Annotated in this window: 17 protein-coding genes; 7 read left to right on the top strand and 10 right to left on the bottom strand. The window is 72.7% G+C overall.

Features of this window, described 5'->3' with window-relative positions; genetic code table 11:
- Positions 1-21: 21 nt before the first annotated feature.
- The gene (locus AB0O01_RS29750; protein ID WP_365318144.1) at positions 22-2,589 is read left to right on the top strand and encodes an ATP-binding protein; all 2,568 of its coding nucleotides are present in this window, start codon (positions 22-24) and stop codon (positions 2,587-2,589) included.
- 126 nt (positions 2,590-2,715) lie between these two features.
- Here AB0O01_RS29750 and nucS read toward each other — a convergent pair whose 3' ends face one another.
- Positions 2,716-3,387 carry an endonuclease NucS gene (nucS, locus tag AB0O01_RS29745; protein WP_365318142.1) on the bottom strand — a complete coding sequence of 224 codons (672 nt, stop codon included), beginning with the start codon at positions 3,385-3,387 and terminating at the stop codon, positions 2,716-2,718.
- Positions 3,388-3,685: 298 nt separating this feature from the next.
- Between nucS and AB0O01_RS29740 the strand changes: the two genes are divergently transcribed.
- Positions 3,686-4,078: an SCO5389 family protein gene (locus tag AB0O01_RS29740; protein ID WP_365318140.1), complete on the top strand. Its 393-nt coding sequence runs from the start codon at positions 3,686-3,688 to the stop codon at positions 4,076-4,078.
- Between the two features lie 96 nt (positions 4,079-4,174).
- On the opposite strand, the gene AB0O01_RS29735 is transcribed toward AB0O01_RS29740, so the two are convergent.
- Positions 4,175-5,203 (bottom strand): LLM class flavin-dependent oxidoreductase, encoded by a 1,029-nt coding sequence (locus tag AB0O01_RS29735; RefSeq protein ID WP_365318138.1) that lies wholly within the window; start codon positions 5,201-5,203, stop codon positions 4,175-4,177.
- A gap of 280 nt (positions 5,204-5,483) precedes the next feature.
- Between AB0O01_RS29735 and AB0O01_RS29730 the strand changes: the two genes are divergently transcribed.
- A complete protein-coding gene (locus tag AB0O01_RS29730; RefSeq protein ID WP_365318136.1) occupies positions 5,484-5,825 on the top strand; it encodes an ATP/GTP-binding protein in 342 nt (113 codons plus the stop codon).
- 24 nt (positions 5,826-5,849) lie between these two features.
- On the opposite strand, the gene AB0O01_RS29725 is transcribed toward AB0O01_RS29730, so the two are convergent.
- From AB0O01_RS29725 to mce, 7 genes are all read right to left on the bottom strand, one after another.
- Complete coding sequence (locus AB0O01_RS29725) at positions 5,850-6,725, bottom strand: ABC transporter permease (protein ID WP_365318134.1); 876 nt, start codon at positions 6,723-6,725, stop codon at positions 5,850-5,852.
- A complete protein-coding gene (locus tag AB0O01_RS29720; RefSeq protein WP_365318133.1) occupies positions 6,722-7,999 on the bottom strand; it encodes an ABC transporter ATP-binding protein in 1,278 nt (425 codons plus the stop codon). Before AB0O01_RS29720 ends, AB0O01_RS29725 begins: the two co-directional genes overlap by 4 nt.
- Positions 8,000-8,229: 230 nt before the next feature.
- Positions 8,230-9,000, bottom strand: coding sequence for an ABC transporter permease (locus tag AB0O01_RS29715; RefSeq protein ID WP_365318131.1), 771 nt, complete (start codon positions 8,998-9,000; stop codon positions 8,230-8,232).
- Between the two features lie 2 nt (positions 9,001-9,002).
- Positions 9,003-9,998 carry an ABC transporter ATP-binding protein gene (locus tag AB0O01_RS29710; RefSeq protein WP_365318129.1) on the bottom strand — a complete coding sequence of 332 codons (996 nt, stop codon included), beginning with the start codon at positions 9,996-9,998 and terminating at the stop codon, positions 9,003-9,005.
- 100 nt (positions 9,999-10,098) lie between these two features.
- Positions 10,099-11,034: a cellulose-binding protein gene (locus AB0O01_RS29705; protein WP_355740408.1), complete on the bottom strand. Its 936-nt coding sequence runs from the start codon at positions 11,032-11,034 to the stop codon at positions 10,099-10,101.
- 353 nt (positions 11,035-11,387) lie between these two features.
- Positions 11,388-15,233 (bottom strand): polarized growth protein Scy, encoded by a 3,846-nt coding sequence (scy, locus tag AB0O01_RS29700; protein WP_365318127.1) that lies wholly within the window; start codon positions 15,231-15,233, stop codon positions 11,388-11,390.
- Positions 15,234-15,474: 241 nt separating this feature from the next.
- Positions 15,475-15,915 (bottom strand): methylmalonyl-CoA epimerase, encoded by a 441-nt coding sequence (mce, locus tag AB0O01_RS29695; RefSeq protein ID WP_365318125.1) that lies wholly within the window; start codon positions 15,913-15,915, stop codon positions 15,475-15,477.
- Between the two features lie 151 nt (positions 15,916-16,066).
- On the opposite strand from mce, the gene AB0O01_RS29690 reads away from it, so the two are divergent.
- On the top strand, positions 16,067-17,275 hold the full coding sequence (locus AB0O01_RS29690) for an acetyl-CoA C-acetyltransferase (protein ID WP_365318123.1): 1,209 nt from the start codon (positions 16,067-16,069) through the stop codon (positions 17,273-17,275).
- Between the two features lie 115 nt (positions 17,276-17,390).
- The gene (gene meaB, locus AB0O01_RS29685; protein WP_365318121.1) at positions 17,391-18,347 is read left to right on the top strand and encodes a methylmalonyl Co-A mutase-associated GTPase MeaB; all 957 of its coding nucleotides are present in this window, start codon (positions 17,391-17,393) and stop codon (positions 18,345-18,347) included.
- 120 nt (positions 18,348-18,467) lie between these two features.
- On the opposite strand, the gene AB0O01_RS29680 is transcribed toward meaB, so the two are convergent.
- On the bottom strand, positions 18,468-19,181 hold the full coding sequence (locus AB0O01_RS29680; RefSeq protein ID WP_365318119.1) for a PepSY domain-containing protein: 714 nt from the start codon (positions 19,179-19,181) through the stop codon (positions 18,468-18,470).
- Positions 19,182-19,315: 134 nt separating this feature from the next.
- Between AB0O01_RS29680 and AB0O01_RS29675 the strand changes: the two genes are divergently transcribed.
- Positions 19,316-19,999: a response regulator transcription factor gene (locus AB0O01_RS29675; RefSeq protein WP_365318117.1), complete on the top strand. Its 684-nt coding sequence runs from the start codon at positions 19,316-19,318 to the stop codon at positions 19,997-19,999.
- Entirely contained in the window at positions 19,996-21,540 is a 1,545-nt protein-coding gene (locus tag AB0O01_RS29670) for a HAMP domain-containing sensor histidine kinase (RefSeq protein ID WP_365318115.1), read from the top strand. Before AB0O01_RS29675 ends, AB0O01_RS29670 begins: the two co-directional genes overlap by 4 nt.
- The last annotated feature ends 1 nt before the right edge of the window (position 21,541 follow it).

Raw genomic sequence — 21,541 nt, 5'->3', positions numbered from 1 at the left:
CTTTTGGGGGGCTTGAAACCGATGGACCCGATCGACCGGGGACCCGAGGAGTACGGCCACGAGGGCGACGGCGACGCGCCGCGTCCGCGTCCGCCCCGGGACCCCCTCACCCAGGACTTCGGCCCGCACACACCCGCGCCGGCCCGTACCGTGCAGGTCGTCACCGGTGATCTGCTGCTCACCGTCAATCCCGTCGACGGCAGCGAGATCGAGATCTGCCCGCCCGGCGAGCGCCCGGTCCGTCCCGTGAAGCAGGGCCCGGCCGCCCGCGCCGAGGCGGCCCGCGCCACCGCCCCGCCCGTACCACCCGGACCCGCCCCGCAGCCGCTGCCGCTGCTGGGCCGTCAGGAGGAGCGCGAGCGGCTGGTCCGGCTGCTCGCCCGCGGCCGTTCGGTACGGCTCACCGGACCCGGCGGCTCCGGCCGCACCCGGCTGCTCGACCTGGTCGCCGAGGACTGCGCCGATCTCGCCCCCGACGGCGTGGTCCGGCTCAGCGGCATCGGCCGGGGCCCCGCCGATCTGCTCCACGACCTCTTCTACGCCGTCCACGCGGTGCCCCGGTACCGCCCCGAGGGCGAGGAACTGCGCGCGCTGCTCGCCGAGGTGGGCGCGGTGGTGGTCGTCGACGACATCGAGTTCGGCGGCGCCGCCCTGGACGAACTCCTCGACGCCACCCCCGAGTGCGCCTTCGTGCTCGCCGCGACCCCGGACACCCCCGTGCCCGGCGCCGACTCCGCCGTCGAGGAGGTCGTCCTAGGCGGGCTCGACCGGGCCCAGGGGCTGGATCTGCTGGCCCGCGCCGCAGGCCGGGGGCTCACCGAGGAGGAGGCCAACTGGGCGGGCGACCTGTGGTTCGAGTCGGAGGGACTGCCGCTGCGGTTCGTGCAGGCCGGGGCCCTGCTGCGGCAGCGCGACCGGCTCCGGGCGGGCGCCGAGGCCCTCGACGAGGTCGGCGTCTTCCAGGAACTGCCCGAGCTGCCCGAACTCCCCGTCGACGCGCCCTTCGACGCGCACCCCGGCGACCCGGTCCACGACGACATACCCCTGCCCTCGCTCGGTGAGGGTGCCGCGCCCGCCGCGCTGCTCGCCTCCCGGCTGAGCCCCTCGGCCCGCGCCACCCTGCGGTTCGCCGTGGCGCTCGGCGGTGAGGTGCCGCACCAGGCGCATCTGCCGGCCCTGGTCGGCGACACCCACGCCGACGCCGCCCTCGGCGAGCTGCTCGGCAGCGCGCTGGTCTCCCCGGCGGGCTCCCGCTACCGCCTCGCGGCCGGGGTGCTGACCCAACTGGAGGCCGCCGGGTACGCCGACGACCTCGACGGCGACGCCCATCTGGCCGCCCAGCACTACGCCTGGTGGGCCGGGCACCCCTCGGTGACCCCGGAGCGGGTCTGCGCCGAGGCCGACGCGGTGCTCGCGGCGCTGGCCGTGCTGGTGCCGGCGACCGTGGCGCCCCCCGAGGGCGAGGAGAGCCCGGCGGTCCATCTGGCCCGCATCGCGGCCCCCGCCTTCGCGGCCGGACTGCACTGGAGCGCCTGGGAGCGGGCGCTGCGGGCCGGTGGCGAGGCGGCCCGGCTCTCCGGCGAGGTCGCGGAACAGTCCTACTTCCACCATGAGTTGGGGGTGCTGGCGCTGTGCGGCGCCCGACTGGAGCGGGCCCGCACCGAGCTGGAGACGTCCATCGGGCTGCGCGCAGCCCTCGCCGACAAGCGCGGCACGGTCGCCGGACGCCGGGCGCTGGCCCTCGTCGACGACCGCGCGGGCACCACACCGGGGGTGGGCTTCCCGGCGCTGGGCGCCGCCGCCGGGGAGGGCGCGGACGCCCGTACCGAGGAGCCGGTCCCGCTCGGCGGGGTGCAGGGCTCGCTCGCCGAGTTCCCCCCGCTCCAGCGGCTGGACGACGGCACGCTGGTGACCCACCGGATCGGCCCGGCGGCCCCGCCCCGAGCGGCCCTCGGTGGTCTGCGGGGCTTCGCCCGCCGCAATCTGGTCGCGGCGGGCGCGGGCGCCCTGCTGGCGGCCGTGCTGGGTACGGTCGTCACCCTGGGCGCCACCTCCAGCAGCGAGGGCGAGCCCCCGGGCGACCAGGTGGGCGTCAACCCCTCGGCGAGCCAGGGCGTCGGTGACGACAACCTGGGCGCCGACGACCCCGCCGACGACGGCCCCGGCACCACCCGCCCCACCGACCCCGGCCCCGACGGCACCCCGGGCACCGCCGACGACCCCACCCCGGCGGCCACCGGCACCGGCGGCGCGGGCGCGCCCTCGGACCGGCCGAGCGGCACCCAGGGCAGCGGCGGTCCGTCGCCGACCCCGAGCCGGACCTCACCGAAGCCGTCGACATCGACGCCGACGTCCCCGAACCCCTCGACGCCCACCTCACCGACCCCGACGCCCACCGACTCGGGCACCGGCTCCGGGTCGCCGAGCCCCACGGACAGCTCCGAGCCGCCGACCGACACCCCCACCCCGACCGCCACCGGCACCGGTTCGGCCTCGGCGAGCGGCCCGGCGCCGAGCGCCTCCGGCACGGCGAGCGGCGAACCCGGCACCACCCCGGACGCCTCGGACACCCCGCTCACCGGCATCTGAGTCCAGCGGCAGCACATCGGCGCCCCTTCCCTCCCGCCGGGGGAGAAGGGGCGCCGATGGTGTGAGCGGGGGCCGGGAGGCGCCGGGGCCTGTCCTGCGGATCGTCCCGGTGCGTCTCGGGACGCCCTAGAACAGCCGCAGCTTGTCGTCCTCGATGCCGCGCAGGGCGTCGTAGTCCAGTACCTGGCAGCCGATGCCCCGGTCGGTCGCGAGGACGCGGGCCTGGGGCTTGATCTCCTGGGCGGCGAAGACGCCGCGGACCGGGGCGAGATGGGGATCGCGGTTGAGGAGTTCGAGATAGCGGGTCAACTGCTCGACGCCGTCGATCTCGCCGCGCCGCTTGATCTCCACGGCGACCGTCTGCCCGTCGGCGTCCCGGCACAGGATGTCGACCGGGCCGATCGCGGTCATGTATTCACGCCGGATCAACGTGTAACCGTCGCCGAGGGTCTCGATCCGGTCGGCGAGGAGTTCCTGGAGGTGCGCTTCCACGCCATCCTTGATCAGGCCCGGGTCGACGCCGAGTTCGTGCGACGAGTCATGGAGGACCTCCTCCATGGTGATGATCAGCTTCTCGCCCGCCTTGTTGACGACCGTCCAGACGCCGTCCTCCTCGCCGCTGCCCTCCTTGAGCGTGCACGGCGGTGACATCCAGTTGAGCGGCTTGTAGGCGCGGTCGTCCGCGTGGATGGAGACGCTGCCGTCCGCCTTCACCAGGATCAGACGGGGGGCGGTGGGCAGATGGGCGGTGAGCCGGCCGGCGTAGTCGACCGAGCAGCGGGCGATGACGAGACGCATGGTCGGCAACGCTACTCGACCCGCACGGGTCCGCGCGATTCGCCCGCGGCGCACCCGTCTCTTCCGTCCCGGAGCCCCCGGGAGGCTGCCCGAGTTCTGTCGGATCACTCCTGTTCGTCCGTGGCCGATTGTGCGCGTAAAGCGTCCACCAGGTGTGCCTGTTCTCCTGGTGCGGCCTGCAACAGTTGCCTACCGTATGAACGGGAGGTCGCGATCCGTGTACGCACCGTGTTCGAAGTCGCGTACTCCCTTTTCTGTCCGGCAACCCCTGTTGTTCGGGGGTGCGAGAGGAGAACCCATGTCGCTCGACGTCTCACCGGCCCTACTCGAACAGGCCGAGCGAGGCGAGGTCGACGAAGCAGCCTTCGTCGACTGCGTCCGGACCTCCCTGCCCTACGCATGGGAGATGATCAGCTCCCTGGTGGCCCAGCTAAAGGTGGACGGCGGTCCCTTCGCCGACAACCAGACGCCCCCGCCGGACGAGCAGGCACGCGGGCAGCTCCTGCGTGCGCTCGCGAGTGACGCGATCCGTGGTGCGCTTCAGCGGCACTTCGGGGTGCGGCTGGCCTTCCAGAACTGCCACCGGGTGGCGGTGTTCCCGCTGGACGACTCGGCGGACGAGAGGCTCGCCCGTTTCACTTCGATCCGTGGTCAGTTGCTGAACCAGTCCCCGGAACTCCGGGACTGCTGAGGCGGCCTGCCGCCCGGCTTGCCGCTCCGTACACGGGAGGTGCGATACGTAACGGAGCGGCAAGCCTCCGCGGCGCCACCCGGCGCGCCCGCCCGCTCAGCGGAGCTGCGCCAGCACCTCCGTACCCAGCCGCCGTACGTTCTCCTCGGTGGCCGCCAGGTCTCCCGAGCCCTCGACCAACAGGGCGAAGCGGGAGATGCCCGTACGCTCACCGGTCGCCGCGAGGCGGTCGGCGCACAGCCGCGGGGTGCCCACCGGGTGCAGCCCGCAGAGCAGTTCGGTGTACGCCAGGGGGTCGCGCATCCGGCGCTCCCGCCCGTCCACCGTCATATGGGCGTCGAGCCCCTGCTTGAGCCAGCCCGGCATCGCCTTCAGCAGCGCCTCCTCGGCGGCCGTGCGCCGGTCGGCGATCTGGCAGACGCCCGCGGAGACATGGGCGGCGTCCAGCACCTCCCGCTCGCCGTGTCCGGCGGCCCGTGCGCAACTGCGCCAGTGGGTCACCATCTCGGCCTTCTCCTCGTCCCCGATGTGCATGCCGAGCAGCATCGGCAGACCCCGCTCCGCCGCCATCCGCACGCTCCCCGGCGAGGTGCACGCCACCAGCAGCTCCGGCCCCGGCGCGCCCGACAGCGCCTCGGACGGTCTGGGGACGACGGGCACCTCACGGAAGGCGTACCGCTCGCCGGCCGCGCCGACGGACGGCTCGCGCAGCCAGCGGGCCAGCAGATCGAGTGATTCCGGGTACCCCTGCTCGTAGGCCCCGACGCCACCGCCGAAGACCTCCAGATCGACCCAGGGTCCGCCGCGTCCGACGCCCAGCGAGAACCGGCCGCCGCTCGTCAGATGCAGCAGCGCGGCCTGCTCGCCGAGGGTGACGGGGTGGGTGGTGGGCAGCACGCTGACCGCCGTACCCACCCGGATGCGGTGGGTACGGCCGAGCAGCAGGGCCGCCAGGGTGATCGCCGACGGGCAGACCCCGTACGGCACGAAGTGGTGTTCGGCGAGCCAGACGGAGTCGAGGCCGGACTCCTCGGCGACCTCGGCCGAGCGGACCGCGCGGTGCAGCGCCTCCCCCTGGCCCTGACCCGGGAACTGGGCCGCCAACACGAATGTTCCAACGCGCATTGTCTTCCTGCTTCCTCGGCTCCGACGCGGAGCTCCCCCACCCGGCATAACCGTCTGACACGTGCCGAGGTCACGGCTCGGCGAAGAGATTTGCGGATAGTCGGGAGAATGCGTGGATCCGGCGAGGGACGTGCGGATTCTCCGGTGGACGTGCGGATTCGGCGGGGGAGTTGCCGGTTCGGCGGGGGACGTGCGGGGCCTTCGTGTTCCGCGTACCCGGGTCCGTGCCGCGTACGCTGGAGACGGACCGTGCTTCCTGTATAGACCCGAGAGGTGTTCCGTGTCCCCGCGTCGCAACCGTGCCAAGGGCCCGATGGGGGCCGACCCCGCCGGCCGCAGCCCCGAGGACGACGGCCCAGGGCGGTACGGGGGCTGGCAGTCCTCGGCCGACTGGCAGGGCGAGGAGTGGAACGTCCGGCATGTGGCCGGGGCGAGCGCGCAGGGCAAGGCGTACCGCTGCCCCGGGTGCGACCAGTCGATCCCGGACGGGGTCCCGCATGTGGTGGCCTGGCCGCAGCACTCGGGGGTGGACGAGCGCCGCCACTGGCACAAGGCGTGCTGGAACGCGCGGGACCGCCGCACCTCGCGGGTGCAGCGGTCCCGTAACGCGCCGAAGTTCTGACCGCCCCCCTTCTCGGGGGTGGGCTCACACGTCCCGCTTGTGCAGCAGCGCGAACGCCCCCGCGTAGGCGGCGGCCGTGACGCCGAGGATGATCCACAGCGGGTCCCAGCCGGACGGGCCGGTCTCGCTGAGCGAGGCGGCGTAGAAGATCGACATCTGGTTGGGGATCGAGTACTCGAACAGCGCGTCCCGCACCCCCTGGAGCGACGACGCGAACATGAACAGGGCGATCACCAGGGGTGCCAGCACGGCGGCGATCATGATGGTGATGGCGCCCGCCGAGTGCCGGATGATCGAGCCGATGATCAGCGACAGCAGTCCGAGCAGCGCCAGATAGAGCGAGATGCCGACGGTCGCCTTCAGCCACTCCCCGCCCGAGGGCTCACGGGCGTCCGGCAGCAGCGCGGTCTGGACGACGGCCACGAAAGCGGACGAGATCAGCGTCACGGTGAAGGCGAGCGTGAAGAACACGATCGACTTCGCCGCCAGCACCCGCCCCCGGGTGGGGCACGCGGTCATCGTCGTGCGGACCATGCCGGTGCCGTACTCGGAGGCCGTGGTCAGCACGCCCAGGGTGATCAGGCACATCGAGCCGAGCAGCAGCCCGAAGAAGCCGAGGGTCAGCGCGCTCTCGGAGCCCATGTCACCGGGATTGGTGTTGGCGCTGACCAGGAGGCCGACCAGCAGGCCGATGCCGACGACCAGCAGCACGAAGACGCCGAGCGTCCACATCGTGGAGCGGACCGACTTGATCTTCGTCCACTCCGAGGCGAGCGCGTGCCCGAGATGCGTCCGCACCACCGGGATCGGCGAGGTGTAGCCCGGGTACGCGGATCCGGGCGCCTGCGCCTGCCACTGGGGCGGCGCGGCCTGCGGCGGGTAGGGCTGGGGCGTACTCATCGGGCGTCCTCGGGCTTCGTGGAGTCGGCGGCGGGGGCGGCGGGGGCGGTGGGCGCCGCCGGGGCGGCTGCGGGGGCCGGGGGCGCGGCGGGGGCCGCCGGGGCAGGTGCCGCCGGGGCGGGGGCCTGGGGCGGCTGCGGGGCCGGGGGCCGGTCGCCGTACGGGCCCGGGGCGGGGGCCGCTCCGGGCTGGAGGTACGGGTTGGCGGCGCCCTGCGGCGGCTGCGGGGCGAAGGGCTGCCCGCCGCCCTGCTGTGGCGGCGGGGGCGCGTACCAGCCCGCCTGGCCCTGGCCCGGGACCGGGACGGGCGGCTGGGTGCCCGGCGGCAGCGGCTGCTGGAGCCCGGACTTCTGATCGGTGGTGGAGCGGTAGTCGACGGCGTTGGCCGTCATCCGCATGTACGCCTCCTCCAGCGACGCCTGGTGCGGGGACAGCTCCCACAGCCGGACGTCGCTGTCGTGGGCGATGTCGCTGATTCGCGGCAGCGGCAGCCCCATCACCCGCAGCGCCCCGTCCTGCTCTGGCAGCACCTGGCCGCCCGCCTCGGCCAGCGCGGTGGCCAGCTTCTCGCGGAGCTGGGGATCGGTGTCGGGGGTGCGGACCCGGGCGAAGCCGGCCGAGTTCGCGGCGATGAAGTCCCGCACGCTCATATCGGCGAGGAGCTGTCCGCGCCCGATCACGATGAGGTGCTCGGCGGTCAGCGCCATCTCGCTCATCAGATGCGAGGAGACGAAGACCGTCCGGCCCTCGGCGGCGAGCGACTTCATCAGATTGCGGACCCAGAGGATGCCCTCGGGGTCGAGGCCGTTGACCGGCTCGTCGAAGAGCAGCACCTGCGGGTCGCCGAGCAGGGCCCCGGCGATGCCCAGGCGCTGGCCCATGCCCAGGGAGAAGCCCTTGGAACGCCGCCGGGCCACATCCTGGAGGCCGACCACGCCGAGCACCTCGTCGACCCGGCGGGCCGGGATGCCGGAGAGCTGGGCGAGGCTCAGCAGATGATTGCGGGCCGAGCGCCCGCCGTGCACTGCCTTGGCGTCCAGCAGGGCGCCGACCTGCCGGGGCGCGTTGGGCAGCCTGCGGTAGGGGTGGCCGCCGATGGTGACCTGGCCCGCGGTGGGGTTGTCCAGGCCGAGGATCATGCGCATGGTCGTGGACTTGCCGGAGCCGTTGGGCCCGAGGAATCCGGTGACCACGCCCGGACGGACCTGGAAGGACAAGTTGTACACAGCGGTCTTGTCGCCGTAGCGCTTGGTCAGGCCGACTGCTTCGATCATGCTCCGCACCCATCGAAAGGATCAGGACAGCAGGGCATACGCCCCCGTAAGGGTTAGGAGGATATCGAGGTGCTGACGGTTCCGGCCAAGCCGCTGCAAAACGTTACGGCTCGGTGTCGGTCCACGATCAAACGAACCGTCCCCGCCGGCACCCCTCCTGCACACCCCCCGTGCCCCCCGCAGGCGCCTCCCGCAGCCCCTCCGCAGGCGCCCCCCGCCACGCCCCTCCGCTACGCGTCCCGCCGCTTGAGCAGCAGATAGCCGCCCAGCAGCGCCGCCACCACCCACGCCACCATGATCGCGAGCCCGCCCCAGGGGCCGTAGGGGGTGTCGTCGTTCACCGGCGTGACCACCCGCATGATCTTGCTGCCGGCCTGGTCGGGGAGGTACTGGGCGACGGTCTTGGTCGCGCTGACCGCGCTCAGGATGGTGGAGATCAGGAAGAAGAGCGGCATCAGGATGCCCAGCGAGAGCATCGGGGAGCGGAGCATCGCGGCGATCCCCATGGAGAACATCGCGATCAGCGTCATATAGAGACCGCCGCCGATCACCGCGCGCAGCACCCCCGGGTCGCCGAGGGACGCCCTGAGGTCGCCGAGCATCGCCTGGCCGAGGAAGAAGGTGATGAAGCCGGTCACCATCCCGACCGCCAGCGCCAGCGCGGTGGCCACCGCGACCTTGCTGAACAGCAGGGTCCCGCGCTGCGGCACCGCGGCCAGCGAGGTGCGGATCATGCCGGTCGAGTACTCGTTGGAGACCACCAGCACCCCGAACACGATCATCGCGAGCTGGCCCAGGCTCATCCCGGCGAAGCTGATGTAGGTCGGGTCGAAGGCGAGCCGGTCCTGCGGGCTGAGATTGTCGAACTCGTTCCTGGACAGCGCGGAGATCAGGATGCCGAGGCCGACGGTGACCACCACGGCGAGGGACAGGGTCCACACCGTGGACGCCACCGACCGGATCTTGGTCCACTCGGACCGGATGACCTGGGTCGCCGCCATGATCACGCACCCCCCTTGCCGCCGCCGCGACCGCCGTTCCAGCCCTCGCCCCACTGCTGCTGCGACACCGGCGCCGGGCCGGTCACCGCCGTACCGTCGTGTGCGTGGTACTCGACCGACTCCGCGGTCAACTGCATGAACGCTTCTTCCAGTGATGCCTGCTGCGGGCTCAGCTCGTGCAGCACGATCTGGTGGCGCGCGGCCAGCTCACCGACCTGCTCCGCCCGGCCGCCCTCGGCCTCCAGCACCCCGCTGCCCGTCTCCACCACCGTGATCCCCTCGTGGTGCAGCAGGTCGAGCAGCCGCTCGCGGTGCGGGGAGCGGATCCGGACATAGGAGCGCGAGTTCTGCGCGATGAAGTCCGCCATCGAGGTGTCCGCCAGCAGCCTGCCCTGCCCGATCACCACCAGATGATCGGCGGTCAGCGCCATCTCGCTCATCAGATGCGAGGAGACGAAGACCGTCCGGCCCTGCGCGGCGAGGGACTTCATCAGATTGCGGATCCAGTGGATGCCCTCCGGGTCCAGCCCGTTCACCGGCTCGTCGAACATCAGGATCCGCGGATCGCCGAGCAGCGCGCCCGCGATGCCGAGCCGCTGTCCCATGCCCAGCGAGAACCCCTTGGCCTTCTTCCTCGCCACCGCCGTCAGACCCACCGTGTCCAGCACCTCGGTGACCCGGGAGCGCGGGATGCCGTTGCTCTGCGCCAGGCACAGCAGATGGTTGAAGGCGCTGCGCCCGCCGTGCATCGCCTTGGCGTCCAGCAGCGCGCCGATCGCCTTCAGCGGATCCTTGAGCCGGTCGTAGTGCTGTCCGTCGATCCGCACATCGCCCGCCGTGGGACGGTCCAGGCCGAGCATCATCCGCATCGTCGTCGACTTGCCGGCACCGTTCGGACCGAGGAACCCGGTGACGATCCCCGGTCGCACCTGGAAGGTGAGGTCATGGACCGCGACCTTCTCGCCGTACCGTTTCGTCAGCCCCTCAAGCTCGATCATGCGGCAACGCTAGACCGTGACAAAGCCCTCTGCCACCCGGGCGACAGAGGGCTTTGCACGTGTTCGGCTGCGGTTTACGGGCCGTTGTCCGGCCCCGGTGTCAGCGGGACTGCTGGGCCGGGACACCCCGCGAGATCGGCTCGTCCTCGGCCGGGCTGCCGGCCGCGGCCACCGCGGCGCCAGTGAGCGTCGCCAGCATCTCCCGCACATTGGTGAGCTGCGCGTTGATGGAGTCACGCCGGTTGGTGAGGGCGGCCAGCTCGCGCTCGGATTCCGAACGGATCCGGTCGGCCTTGGCGTTGGCGTCGGCCACGATGTCCTCGGCCTGGCGCTGCGCGGTCTCCACCGTCTGGCGGGCGCGGCGCTCGGCGTCGGTGCGCAGCTTCTCGGCCTCCAGCCGGAGCTGCTCCGCGCGGTGCTCGATCTCCGCGAGACGCTTCTCCGCCTTCTGCTGACGGGACGCCAGGTCCCGCTCGGACTGCTCGCGGCGCTTGGCGAGGTTGGTCTCGAAGTCCGCGGCGGCCTGGGCGGCCTTGGCGCGGGTCTCCTCGAAGAGCGCGTCGGCCTCCTCCCGCTTGGACTGCGCGTCCTTCTGCGCCTCGGCGCGGAGCTGAGAGGCGTCGCTCTTGGCCTTCTCGACGATCCGGACGCCCTCGTCCTCGGCCTTGGCCTTGCGCTCGGCGGAGAACGACTCGGCGTCGTTGCGCACCTGCTGGGCGGCGGACTCGGCCAGCTCGCGGTGCTGCTCCGCCGCGCGCCGGGCCTCCTCACGCAGGTCCTTGGCCTCCTCCTCGGCCAGGCGGAGGATCTTCTCGACGCGGGCGCCGAGCCCGGCGTACGACGGCTCCGCGTCGCTGACCTGGGCCTGGGCGTTCTGCGTCTCGAGGTGGAGTTCCTCGATGCGCTTTTCCAGAGCGGTGATGCGGGCGAGAGCGCTGTCTCGGTCGGAGACGAGCTTGGAGATACGTTCGTCCACCTGAGCGCGGTCGTATCCACGCCGCACAAGCTCGAAGCCGTAGGGGGAAGTGTCGCTCATGGGGTTCCTGTCGAATGAGACCGGTGAGGTGATAGGGGGAATCCTAGGGGCCGAAGCGGTGTGTCATCGAGCGGATGCGCGTTTGATCTGGAGAATGACACCCCTTTTGGGTGGCTGACCGTCAGACAACTTGCCCGAGACACGGTCAAAGGCCCCAGCAGACACGGAAATCGGTGTCCCGCGCAAGCGCCGATATGACGGTCCGCAGCGGACCGGCCGGACCGCGCACCGTCGCCGACACTCTCCCATGCCCGGTTCGGGGGCGTGTCACCGCCCCCACTCACCTGCGTCGATCACCCACCGCTGGATCATGGTCACCGGGCCGCCCCGCCCGGTCCCGCCCGGCCGCGGCCCTACCCGTCCGAGGACTTGCCACTCGATCGGGGTGCCCCGACCGTCGCCCCCGCCTTGACGGAGTCCTTGCCCGCCCCCGGCGCCTCGAACGACTCCAGTGCCTCCAGCACATCCTGCACCCGGGAGATCTCCGCGTTGATGTCCTCGCGGCGGCGGACCAGCACCTCCAGCTCGCGCCGGCCCTCCTCGACCGTCCGCCGGGCCTCCCGGATCGCCTCGGCCTTCAGCTCCTCGGCCTCCTTGACCAGCGCGGCCTTCTTCGCCTCGGCCTCCTTGAGCAGGCCCTCCGCCTTCTTCACCGCGGCGATCCGGACCTTGCCCGCCTCCGAATTGGCCTCCGTGACCAGCTCCTTGGCCTTGGCCTGCGCCTTGCCGAGCTGCTCCTCGGACGCCTTGATCAGCGCGTCGCAGCGGTCGCCGGTCGACTTCATCGTCTCGGCCGCCTCCCGGCGGGCCCGCTCGTGCAACTCCTCGATCTCCGAGGTGATCCGGTTCCGCAGCTCCTCCGAGCGCTCCCTTATGGCGGTCGCGTCCCGGCGCGCACCGACCAGCAGCTCGTCCGCGTCCGTACGGGCCTTCTCCACCGTCTGGTTGCCCTCGACGGTGGCCTCCGCGACCAGCCGCTCGGCCTCGGTGCGGGCCGCGCCGACCATGGTGTCCGCCTGCGCCTCGGCGTCGGCGGTGGTCTTCTGCGCCTGCTGCTGAGCCTCCGTCAGCAGCTTGTCCGCCTCGGCCGCGGTCTCTGTGATGAGGGTGTCCACCTGCTCGGCGGCCTCGGAACGCCGCTTGTTGGCGTCCTTGCGGGCGCCGTCCAGTGTCCGGTCCGCCTCCTCGCGCGCCGCCGACGTCAGCCGCTCCGCCTCGGCGGCGGCCCGCGCCTTGACCCGCTCGGCCTCGGCCCGGATCCGCTCGGCGTGCTGCTGTGCGGAGCCCACCGTGTCGGCGGCCTCGGCGCGCAGCCGCTCGGCCTCCCCGGCGGCGTCCGAGAGCAGCTTGTCGGCCGCCCGGGTCGTCTCCGCGCGCACCCGGTCGGTGTCGGCGGCGGTCTCCGCGGTGAGCCGCTCGGCCTCCTTGCGGGCCTCGGTGATCAGGGTGTCCGCCTGCGTCGCCGCGTCCGAACGGATCCGGTTGGCGTCCTCCCGGGCGTCCGCCCGGGTCCGCGCGGCGTCCTGGTCGGCCTGCGCGATGGTGTCCGACGCCTGGGTCCGCACCCGCTGGGCGTGCTCGGCGGTCTCCGAGCGCAGCCGCTCCGCCTCCGCGATGGCGTCCGTGACCGTCCGCTCCGCGAGGGCCTTGGCGGCCTCCGACTCCTCGGTCGCCTCCCGGCGCACCCGGGTCGCGTCCTCGGACGCCCGGTCGCGCTCCGCGTAGGCGTCCGCGCGGACCCGGTCCGACTCCTCGCCCGCCTCCCGGCGGGTACGGTCCGCGGCGTGCTCGGCGGCCGAGCGCAGCCCGGCGATCTCCTCCTGCGCCTGCTCGTGCAGGCCCGCGACCGAGTCCCGCACCTGCTGGGCGTGCTGATCGGCGGCCGACACCATCTCGGTGGCCCGCCGGTCCGCCTCCTCGACCAGCCGGACCGCCTCGGCCTGCGCCTCCTCGACCCGCTTGCGCGCCGCGGCGAGCAGTTCCTCGCTCTGCTCCCGGGCCCGCTCCCGCTCCTGGTCCGCGTCCTGCCGGGCCGCGCCGAGATGCTCGTCGGCCTCGCGGCGGCGCCGGGCGGCCTCCTCCTGCGCGGCGGCCAGCGTCTCCGACGCCTCGGTGCCGAGCCGCTCGGCGGCGGCCTGCGCCTCCGCCCGCACCCGGTCCGCGGTGTCCTGCGCCTCCGCCTTCAGCCGCTCCGCCTCGGCCGCCGCCTCCGACCGCAGCCGTACGGCGACGGACTCGCCCTCGGCCCGGGACGCCGACGCGTCCGCCGCCGCCTCGTCCCGCAGCCGGACCGCCTCGGTCTCGGCCTGCTGCTGGAGGGTGCGGATCCGCTCCGCCGCCTCCGCGCGCAGCCGCTCCGACTCCTCGGCCGCCTCCCGGCGGATCCGCGACGCCTCCGCGCGGGCCTCGGTCAGCGCCTGCTCGGCCGCCGCGAGCCGGCTCTCCGCCTCCGCGTGCAGCCGGGACAGCTCCTCGGCGGCCTGGGTGCGGCGGGTCTCTATCGCCCGCTCGGTCTCCTCGTGCAGCTCGCGGGCGGCGCGCTCGGCGTCCGCCTTGATGCCCTCGGACTGCTCGACGACCTCCGCGCGGTGCCGCTCGGCCTCCGCGCGGGTGCGCTCCAGGGTCTCCTCGGCCTGCCGGCGCAGGGTGGTGGCCCGCTCGATGGCCTCGGTACGGACCTTCTCGCTGTCCGTCGTCGCGCTCTGGCGCAGCTCGTCCGCGTCCGCCTTGGCCTTGGACAGCAACTCCTCGGCCGTACGGGCCGCTTCCTCGATCTGGGCCACGGCCTCGCGCCGCGCCTCCGACCGGATCCGCTCGCCCTCGGCGACCGCGTCCGTCCGCAACTGCTCGGCCTCGCCGCGCAGCCGCCGCGCCTCCTCCTGGAGCTCGACCGTCCTGGCCCGGTACTCCTCGGTGTCGTCCTTGGCGGCGCCCTTGAGCTGCTCGGCCAGGTCGTGCGCCTCGGCGCGCAGCCGGTCGGCCTCGGCCTCCGCCTCGCCGCGGATCCGCTCGGCCTCCTCGACGGCGGCCCGGGTGGTCTGCTGGGCCTCCTCGGACGCTTTGTTCAGCACGTCCTCGGCGGTCTTGGCCGCCTTGGACAACTGGGTCGCGCTCTCCTCGGCGGTGATCGTCCGGGCCTTCTCGGACGCCTCCGCGACGATCTTCTCGGCCTGCGCGCGGGCGTCCTCGACGGACTGGTCGGCGTCCGCGCGGACCGCCTCGGCCTCCTTGGTGGCCTCGCTGACCAGCCGGGCGACCTGCTCCTTGGCCGTGCGGGTGCGCTGCTCATTGGTCGACTCGGCGCCGGACAGTGCCTTGGCGGCGGCCTCCTTGGCCTCGCCGAGCACCTTCTCCGCCTCGGACCGCGCCTTGCGCAGCGCCTCGTCCGCCTCCGTCATCCGCTGCTCGGCGGTCCGGCTCAGCTCCTGCGCGCGGCGCCGGGCCGCATCGGACTCGGTGGCCGTGGACGAGCGGAGCTGCTCGGCGTGGTCGGTGGCCTCCTGGGCCTGCGTCGAGGCCGCGTTCAGCAGCCGCTCCGCGTCCGCGCGGGCCCGGCGCAGCAACTGCTCCGCCTCGGAGCGGGTCGCCTCCGCGTCCTCGCGCAGCCGGTGGCGGGCCTCGCCGGTCAGCCGCTCGGCCTCGGCGCGGGCCGCGGCCATCGCCTTGTCGGCCTCCGCGCGGGACTCGTCCATCAGCCGGCGGGCCTGCGCCTCGCTGCGGGCCCGGAGCTGCTCGGCCCACGCCACGTTCTCATTGACGTGCGACTCGACGTTCTGCCGGCGCTCGGCCAGTTCCTGGTCGAGCTGCTGGCGCCGGGTCACCGCCTCCTGGTGCAGCTCCGCCTGGAGCCGGGCCGCCTGCTCGGCGTGCTCCTGGAGGATCCGCTGGGTCTGCGCCCGCGCCTGGCTCAGCTCGCGCTCGGCGTCGGCGCGCAACTGCTCGGCCTGAAGCTGCGCGGTGCGCAGCATCTGCTCGGCCTGGTAGCCGAGATCGGCCCCGTCGTAGGCCGGCCGGGACATGATGGTGCGCCGCGCCTCGTGCAGCTTGGCGCGCAGCACCTCGACCTGGTAGCCGAGGTCCTCGGCGTGCTGGATCGCCTTTTCCCGCTCGGTCTTCAGCCGCTTCATCTCGGCCTCGAACCGAGAGAGGTGGTCGACGTCAGCCGCCGGCTCTCGCTCCTGGCTCTCGTAGCCCCGCACTGCGCGGTCCCATCCGTCCCCTGGTCGCAAGTACTCCGTACGGGCTCCGTCCGGCCTGCGGACGGGGCCCCCGGGGAATGGTGTCAGATCAACGGCGGAGCATGGGCTGCTGCCCCGGCGCTCGACCCCCGAAACCCGGACCCCGGCACGAATCCCGCCGTCCCAGGCGGGCGGCAGGACTCGGATCGCCCCTCAAACGCCGGCGACCGCACCCAACCCTACCGGCCCCTATGTACGAGGGTCAGTGCTCAGGTGACTCAACAGGCGCCGAAGTCACCAGTTCTGTCAGTACGCCATGGCAATCCTTGGGATGCAGGAACGTGATCCGTGACCCCATGGAGCCGCGCCGGGGCTCTTCGTACAGGACCCGGACGCCCTTCTCGCGGATCGCGGCGGAGTCCGCGTCCACGTCGGCGGTGCCGAAGGCGATGTGGTGCACGCCCTCGCCGTTCTTCGCGAGCCACTTCCCGACCGGGGAGTCCTCGCGGATCGGCTCCAGGAGCTGGAGGTAGGAGGCGCCGCCGTCCGAGGTCCCGTTGATCCTGAGCATGGCCTCGCGGACGCCCTGCTCCTCGTTGACCTCGGTGTGGAACACCTCGAAGCCGTAGGTGGCCCGGTAGAAGGCGACCGTCGCGTCGAGGTCGTGACAGGCGATTCCGATGTGGTCGATGCGTGTCAGCATCCTTCCAGTGGAGCGAAGCCCCGGTGGTTACGCAACGTGCGCGCGATCACACCGACGGCCCGATGACGGCACGGAGTGCCACTCAGTACGCTCGAAGTAAACCCTCGTTCACTCCTCGGGCCGTTCAGGCCGGTAAAGGGGATCGCAGCTCATGTCTTCTGGAAATTCCGGTACGACCGGCTCGGTGATCGTCGCGGGCGCGCGCACGCCCATGGGGCGGCTGCTCGGCTCGCTGAAGTCCTTCTCCGGAGCCGACCTCGGCGGCTTCGCGATCAAGGCCGCCCTCGACCGTGCGGGGATCGGCGGCGACCAGGTGCAGTACGTGATCATGGGCCAGGTGCTCACCGCGGGCGCCGGGCAGATCCCGGCCCGCCAGGCCGCCGTCAGGGCGGGCATCCCGATGAACGTCCCCGCGCTCACCGTCAACAAGGTCTGTCTCTCCGGCCTCGACGCCATCGCCCTCGCCGACCAGTTGATCCGCTCGGGTGAGTTCGAGGTGATCGTCGCCGGTGGCCAGGAGTCCATGACCAACGCCCCGCACCTGCTCCCCAAGTCCCGCGAGGGCTACAAGTACGGGGCGATCGAGATGCTCGACGCCATGGCGTACGACGGGCTCACCGACCCCTGGGAGAACATCCCGATGGGCGAGTCCACCGAGAAGCACAACACCCGCCTCGGCCTCGGCCGCGCCGAGCAGGACGAGATCGCCGCCCTCAGCCACCAGCGGGCCGCCGCCGCCCAGAAGAACGGTGTCTTCGAGGCCGAGATCACCCCGGTGGAGATCCCGCAGCGCAAGGGCGACCCGGTCCTCTTCAGCAAGGACGAGGGCATCCGCGCCGACACCACCGTCGAGACCCTCGCCAAGCTGCGCCCCGCCTTCACCAAGGACGGCACGATCACCGCGGGCACCGCCTCGCAGATCTCCGACGGCGCCGCCGCCGTGGTCGTGATGAGCAAGGCGAAGGCGCTGGAACTGGGCCTGGAGTGGATCGCCGAGATCGGCGCCCACGGCAATGTGGCGGGACCCGACAACTCCCTCCAGTCCCAGCCGTCCAACGCCATCGCCCACGCCCTGAAGAAGGAGGGCATCGGCGTCGAGGACCTCGACCTCATCGAGATCAACGAGGCGTTCGCCGCGGTCGCCCTCCAGTCAATGAAGGACCTCGGGGTGTCCTCGGAAAAGGTGAATGTGAACGGTGGTGCCATCGCCCTCGGCCACCCGATCGGCATGTCCGGCGCCCGGCTGGTGCTGCACCTGGCGCTGGAGCTGAAGCGCCGGGGCGGCGGGATCGGGGCGGCGGCGCTGTGCGGCGGCGGGGGGCAGGGGGACGCGCTGATCGTGCGGGTGGCGCGGCCCTGACGGGTATGGGTTCCATGGATTTGTGTTCCATGGGCCTGTGTTCCATGGGCCTGTGTTCCATGGGTCTGGGTTCCATGGGTTTGTGTTCCATGGGTTTGTGGTGAACGGAGCCGAGATGCAGGACGTCCCCACCCTGGTGGCCCAGGCCCGGGAAGGCCGGCCCCGGGCCGTCGCCCGGCTGATCTCCCTGGTGGAGGGGGCGTCCCCGCAGCTCCGCGAGGTCATGGCGGCGCTCGCCCCGCTCACCGGCGGGGCGTATGTCGTCGGGATCACCGGCTCGCCGGGTGTCGGTAAATCGACATCGACTTCCGCGCTCGTGGCGGCCTACCGGGGGCGGGGGAAACGGGTCGGGGTCCTCGCCGTCGATCCCTCCTCGCCCTTCTCCGGCGGAGCGCTGCTCGGTGACCGCATCCGGATGTCCGACCACGCCTCCGACCCCGGCGTCTACATCCGCTCCATGGCCACCCGGGGCCACCTCGGCGGGCTCGCCCGGTCGGCCCCGCAGGCGGTCCGGGTGCTGGACGCGGCGGGCTGCGAGGTGATCCTGGTCGAGACGGTCGGGGTCGGCCAGTCCGAGGTGGAGATCGCCGCGCAGGCCGACACCTCGGTGGTGCTGCTCGCGCCCGGGATGGGCGACGGGATCCAGGCGGCGAAGGCCGGGATCCTGGAGATCGGCGATGTGTACGTGGTGAACAAGGCCGACCGGGACGGGGCGGACGCGACCGCCCGCGAACTCCAGCACATGCTCGGCCTCGGCGAGTCCCGCGGCCCCGGCGACTGGCGGCCCCCGATCGTCCGGACGGTCGCCTCGCGGGGGGAAGGGGTGGAGGAGGTCGTCGAGGCGCTGGAGAAGCACCGGGCGTGGATGGAGGAGCGGGGGGTGCTGGCCGCGAGGCGCCGGGCGCGGGCGGCGGGGGAGGTCGAGACGATCGCCGTGACGGCGCTGCGGGGGAGGATCGCCGATCTGCACGGTGATCGGCGGTTGGGGGTGCTGGCGGAGCGGATCGTGGCGGGGGAGCTGGATCCTTATGGGGCTGCGGATGTGTTGGTGCGGGGGGTTATGGGGGGCTGAGTTTTACCGGTTTTGCCCACCCACCCGCCCGTGCGGGGGCGTGGGATGGGGATGAGTACGGCGTGGTGGGGGGGCGGATTCTTCCGTCCCCCCACCACCACCTCAGACCAACCCCGTATCTCAGTCCTCGCTGCGGTCGTCGGCGTTGTCGGTGTCGTCGGTGTCGTCCCGGTCCGCCGTCAGCGATGCCGACTTCGTGTCCACGTTCCAGTCGGACTCCGTGCCGTCGGTGGTGTTCGACACCTCCACGTCCCAGCTCAGGGTGCGGTCGTCGGTGTCGTCGTCCAGGTCGAGGGAGGTGACGAAGCCCTTCGCGGCGGCTGCGTTCGCCGCCTCCACCGCGCTCACCTCGACGCCCCGCAGGGCCGCGCGCTCCTCGTCCGAGTCGTCGTCGTCCAGGCCGTCGCGGGTGTCCAGGACGCGGCCGGTCGCCGGGTCGACGTACACCGTGTACGACGTGTCGCCGGTGCCCAGGATGCCGATCTCCCAGCTCAGGCCTGCCGGGCCGTCATTGTCATTGTCATTGTCATTGTCATCGTCGTTGTCGTCGTCGGCGTCCTCCGCGTCCAGGTCCGCCGAGATCGCTGTGCCGGGGCGCTCCTTCAGGGCCGTCTCGATCGCCTGCGCCGCCGTGATCTTCGCGCCCCTGCGATCGTCGTCGTTCTCGCGGTCGTCGTCCTCGGACGGCGGGAGGGTGACCGTGGAGGCCGCCGTCGTGGACGACGAGGGGGACGGTGAGGTGGAGCCGTCGCCGCCGGTGGCGAACGCCAGGGTCGTCCCGCCGCCGATGACGGCCGTCACGGTGATCGCGGCGATGACGAGGTTGCGCTTCATGGGTGTTCCTCCCCGTAAGTGGCGGCGGTCCGTTCCGTCGCCTTCCGACGTCCACCAAGCTGCCTGGAGTCACCTGAAGCCACGCTGAAGGCACCTGAAGATCACTTCAGCTTCCGTTTGGGACCCTGGTACGCATGCGGCTGCTGATCGTGGAGGACGAGAAACGCCTCGCGCTGTCCCTGGCCAAGGGCCTGACGGCGGAGGGGTACGCCGTGGACGTGGTCCACGACGGGCTGGAGGGCCTGCACCGGGCCACGGAGACCCCGTACGACCTGATCGTGCTGGACATCATGCTGCCCGGCATGAACGGCTACCGGGTGTGCGCCACCCTGCGGGCCGCCGGGCACGACGTGCCGATCCTGATGCTCACCGCGAAGGACGGGGAGTACGACGAGGCGGAGGGGCTGGACACCGGGGCGGACGACTATCTGACCAAGCCCTTCTCGTATGTGGTGCTCGTGGCGCGGGTGCGGGCGCTGCTGCGGCGGCGGGGGCAGGCCAAGGGGACCTCGCCCGTGCATGTCCTCGGGGATCTGACCATCGACACCGGGGCGCGGCGCGTCGTGCGGGGGGATGGGGCTGAGGGCGGGGAGGAGATCGCGCTCACCGCCAAGGAGTTCGCCGTGCTGGAGCAGTTGCTGCTGCGGCGGGGGGAGGTCGTGTCCAAGGCGGAGATCCTGGAGCATGTCTGGGACTTCGCCTACGAGGGCGATCCGAACATCGTCGAGGTGTATGTGAGCGCGCTGCGGCGGAAGCTGGGCGCGCGGCTGATCCGTACCGTCCGCGGGGCCGGGTACCGGCTGGAGGTGCCGAGGTGAGCCGGGTGTTCGCCTCCGTACGGGCGCGGGCCACGCTCGGCGCCACCCTGGTGGTCGCGGTGGCGCTGGCCGCCGCCGGGGCCGCCGTCCTGTTCTCGCTGTACGCGAATCTGACCAACCAGGCGGGCACCGAGGCCGAGCGCGCGGCGCGCGAGGTCGCCGCCGATCTGTCGGGCGGGCTGCCCTACCGGGAACTGCGCCTGGACGACGAGGGCACCCCCACCCAGGTGCTGGCCGAGGACGGCACCCTGGTCGCGGCGAGCGAGGGGCTGGAGCGGATCAGCGGGACGGCCACCGACCAGGTGCAGCCCCGTCCCGAGCCCACCCCGGCCCCGTCCCCGACCGGTGACGACGATGACGACGACGACGGCGGCGGCTCGGGTGACGGCTCCGGGGACGACGACGGTGGCGACAGCGGTGTGCTCGGGCCCGGGGAGATCAGCGACGAGGCGCCGCGGTCCAACGGCTCGGCGACCATCGACGGGCAGTCGGGGGACTACCGGTTCGCCGAGGTCGAGGTCGCCGTGCCCGGCCAGGGCACCTTCACGGTGTTCGCGGGCGCCCCGCTGGCCGCCGAGCAGAACGCGGTGGAGACCGCGCTCAAGGTGATGCTGATCGGGTTCCCGCTGCTGCTGGGGATCGTCGCCGGGGTGACCTGGCTGGTGACCCGGCGGGCGCTCCGGCCGGTCGAGGGGATCCGGCGGGAGATGGCGGAGATCACCGCCTCGGCGGATCTGACCCGCCGGGTGCCGGAGCCGGAGACCCATGACGAGATCGCCCGGCTGGCCTCCACCACCAATGAGACGCTGGCCGCGCTGGAGGCATCGGTGGAGCGCCAGCGCCGGTTCGTCGCCGACGCCTCGCACGAGCTGCGCAGTCCGATCGCCTCGCTCCGCACCCAGTTGGAGGTGGGCGAGGCCCATCCGGAACTGCTGGATGTGCCGGGCGCGGTGCAGGACACCGTACGGCTTCAGCATCTGGCCGCCGATCTGCTGCTGCTCGCCCGGCTGGACGCGGGGGAGAAGCCGCTCGACGGGCGGGTCGAGCTGGCCGCGCTGGTCGGGGAGGCCGCGGCGGGGCGGGAGGGCGTGCGGGTGGTGGCGGCGACCGCCGGGGGGTCGGCGGTGGAGACGGCGGAAGGGGCGGGGGGAGATCCGGTGGGAGGAGCGGAGGGAGATTCGGTGGGAGGGCCGGTGGAGGTGGCTGGGTCCCGGGGGCAGCTCGAACGGGTGCTGGGCAATCTGCTGGACAACGGGCGTCGGCACGCCCGCAGCGAGGTGACGGTCTCGGTCCGGCGGGACGGCGATCAGGCGGTGGTGGAGGTCGCCGACGACGGGGACGGGGTGCCGGAGGCCGACCGGGAGCGGATCTTCGAGCGGTTCGTCCGGCTCGACGACGCCCGCAGCCGCGACGACGGCGGTGCCGGGCTGGGGCTCGCCATCGCCCGGGATGTCGCCGTACGCCATGGCGGGACGCTGACGGTGGGGACGGGGCCGGCGGGCGGAGCCCGGTTCACGCTGCGGCTGCCGCTTGCGGGGTGAG

Origin of the sequence: Streptomyces sp. NPDC093252, from assembly GCF_040683675.1 — a bacterium.
GTDB lineage: Bacteria > Actinomycetota > Actinomycetes > Streptomycetales > Streptomycetaceae > Streptomyces.
This window is presented reverse-complemented; position numbering and strand designations above follow the sequence as displayed.

Excerpts from the sequence above, each read along its gene's own strand:
- AB0O01_RS29675 (WP_365318117.1), top strand. The coding sequence starts at position 19,316 with ATGCGGCTGCTGATCGTGGAGGACGAGAAACGCCTCGCGCTGTCCCTG.
- AB0O01_RS29715 (WP_365318131.1), bottom strand. The coding sequence starts at position 9,000 with ATGGCGGCGACCCAGGTCATCCGGTCCGAGTGGACCAAGATCCGGTCG.
- mce (WP_365318125.1), bottom strand. The coding sequence starts at position 15,915 with ATGCTGACACGCATCGACCACATCGGAATCGCCTGTCACGACCTCGAC.
- AB0O01_RS29740 (WP_365318140.1), top strand. The coding sequence starts at position 3,686 with ATGTCGCTCGACGTCTCACCGGCCCTACTCGAACAGGCCGAGCGAGGC.
- AB0O01_RS29690 (WP_365318123.1), top strand. The coding sequence starts at position 16,067 with ATGTCTTCTGGAAATTCCGGTACGACCGGCTCGGTGATCGTCGCGGGC.
- AB0O01_RS29750 (WP_365318144.1), top strand. The coding sequence starts at position 22 with ATGGACCCGATCGACCGGGGACCCGAGGAGTACGGCCACGAGGGCGAC.
- AB0O01_RS29680 (WP_365318119.1), bottom strand. The coding sequence starts at position 19,181 with ATGAAGCGCAACCTCGTCATCGCCGCGATCACCGTGACGGCCGTCATC.
- AB0O01_RS29720 (WP_365318133.1), bottom strand. The coding sequence starts at position 7,999 with ATGATCGAAGCAGTCGGCCTGACCAAGCGCTACGGCGACAAGACCGCT.
- nucS (WP_365318142.1), bottom strand. The coding sequence starts at position 3,387 with ATGCGTCTCGTCATCGCCCGCTGCTCGGTCGACTACGCCGGCCGGCTC.
- AB0O01_RS29735 (WP_365318138.1), bottom strand. The coding sequence starts at position 5,203 with ATGCGCGTTGGAACATTCGTGTTGGCGGCCCAGTTCCCGGGTCAGGGC.
- meaB (WP_365318121.1), top strand. The coding sequence starts at position 17,391 with ATGCAGGACGTCCCCACCCTGGTGGCCCAGGCCCGGGAAGGCCGGCCC.
- AB0O01_RS29705 (WP_355740408.1), bottom strand. The coding sequence starts at position 11,034 with ATGAGCGACACTTCCCCCTACGGCTTCGAGCTTGTGCGGCGTGGATAC.
- AB0O01_RS29725 (WP_365318134.1), bottom strand. The coding sequence starts at position 6,725 with ATGAGTACGCCCCAGCCCTACCCGCCGCAGGCCGCGCCGCCCCAGTGG.
- AB0O01_RS29710 (WP_365318129.1), bottom strand. The coding sequence starts at position 9,998 with ATGATCGAGCTTGAGGGGCTGACGAAACGGTACGGCGAGAAGGTCGCG.